This window comes from Arthrobacter sp. 05L45_2, from assembly GCF_056397525.1.
The window spans coordinates 1-1635 of record NZ_JBFTNO010000334.1; the positions used below are offsets into that span (position 1 = coordinate 1).

Consider the following 1635-nt stretch of genomic DNA (forward strand, 5'->3'; position numbering starts at 1 on the left):
CCGCGACCGTGGGCGATGCCACCAACTTCATGCTCGAAAACCAGATGGTGAACATCGCCATCCACGAGGGCAACCCGCTGTACATCGAACTGCCCCCGAGCGTCGTGCTTGAGATTACCTACACGGAGCCGGGCCTGCAGGGCGACCGTTCCTCGGCCGGCACCAAGCCCGCCACGCTCGAAACCGGCTACGAGATCCAGGTGCCCCTGTTCGTTGAGAACAACACCAAGGTCAAGGTCGACACCCGCGACGGCAGCTACCTCGGCCGGGTCAACGACTAGTGAGTGCCCGCGGTAAGGCCCGTAACCGGGCCCTGGATGTTCTCTTCGAGGCGGAGCAGCGCTCCACCTCCGCATTCGATGTGCTGCGTGCCCGTCGTGAAAAGACGGATCAGATCATCAACCCCTACACCCTGGAAGTCGTCGAGGGGGTCGTGTCCCACCAGGCCGCGATCGACGAATTCCTCGAAACCTACTCGCAGGGCTGGTCGCTGGAGCGGATGCCCGCGGTGGACCGCATTATCCTGCGGATCGGCACCTGGGAACTGCTCTACAACGACGACGTTCCGGACGGCGTTGCTGTGAGCGAAGCCGTGGCGCTGGCCAAGACGCTCTCCACCGACGAGTCGCCGTCGTTCATCAACGGCCTCCTTGGCCGCCTCCAGCAGCTGAAGCCTTCGCTGCTGGCCTGATGCGCCGTTGACCTCAAAGGACCGGTGTCCGCCTTATGGCGGGCACCGGTCCTTTGCGTTGGGCCACTGCCTCAGTGCAGAACGGCGTCACGCAGGAGCAGGATCTCTGCCAGCTGCCGTTGCTCGTCGAGCCGGTGGGCCGGGACGTCCCGGCCGCTGAGGATCCGCTGGCGGGTCAGGGCCAGCCGGGTGGCCGCCTGCAGGAACGCCCGCATCTGCGGGGTGCGCCCGATGGAGCGCGCCCAGCGCAGGGCCGAGCGGCGCCCGGCCGGTGTTGCCAGCATCGCGACCTCCTGGCCCGAAAACCAGCCGGCTGCCGCATACTCCTGCAACCGCTGGCGGGTCAGCCGGCGTTCGGCGACGCGCAGCAGCACCACCACCAGTACCGCGGCCAGGAAGATCGGGACCTGGACCAGGATGTACTGGGCCAGGAAGTCCTGCCCCATGGAGTTCCAACCGCTGTGCAGCACCATGGCCGGGACCAGCCCTACCGGGAAGGCCAGCAGGCTCAGGCCGGAATGCCAGCGGCGTGCCGCCAGGCCCAGGACGAGGCCGGTGCTGCCGGTGAAGATCGCGTGGGCGAAGGGTGACATCACCCCGCGGAGGAAGAACACCACCGCGAAATCAACGCCCGGGTTGGACGACTCGGCGATGGCCCGGCCGAAGTACAGGATGTTTTCCGTGAACGCGAAACCGCCGGCAATGGTGAAGGCGAAGACCACCCCGTCCACCGGGCCGTCGAACTGCTTGCGGGCAAACACGAGGAGCAGCAACAGTCCCAGGGATTTCGCGAACTCCTCCACCACCGGCGCCTGGACGGTCACGGCAAACGTCTGGTAGTCCAGTCCCGAGGCCGGGCCGGCGGCGAGCGAGAAAACGGGCTGCAGCAGCATGGTCACGGAAATCGACACCAGGGCGCCCCAGCCGAACGCGAACACCAGCAG

The 1635-nt window shown here is 66.7% G+C and carries 2 protein-coding genes and 1 pseudogene; 2 read left to right on the plus strand and 1 reads right to left on the minus strand.

Annotated features, from left to right (window positions below; genetic code table 11):
• Positions 1-281, plus strand: a pseudogene (locus AC1DHD_RS16160) (elongation factor P); the annotation flags it as partial.
• Positions 281-691: a transcription antitermination factor NusB gene (gene nusB, locus AC1DHD_RS16165; RefSeq protein WP_476880677.1), complete on the plus strand. Its 411-nt coding sequence runs from the start codon at positions 281-283 to the stop codon at positions 689-691. The pseudogene AC1DHD_RS16160 and the gene nusB, both read left to right, overlap by 1 nt.
• 71 nt (positions 692-762) lie before the next feature.
• Here nusB and AC1DHD_RS16170 read toward each other — a convergent pair.
• On the minus strand, positions 763-1635 hold an 873-nt coding region (locus AC1DHD_RS16170), incomplete at its 5' end, for a PrsW family intramembrane metalloprotease (RefSeq protein ID WP_476880678.1).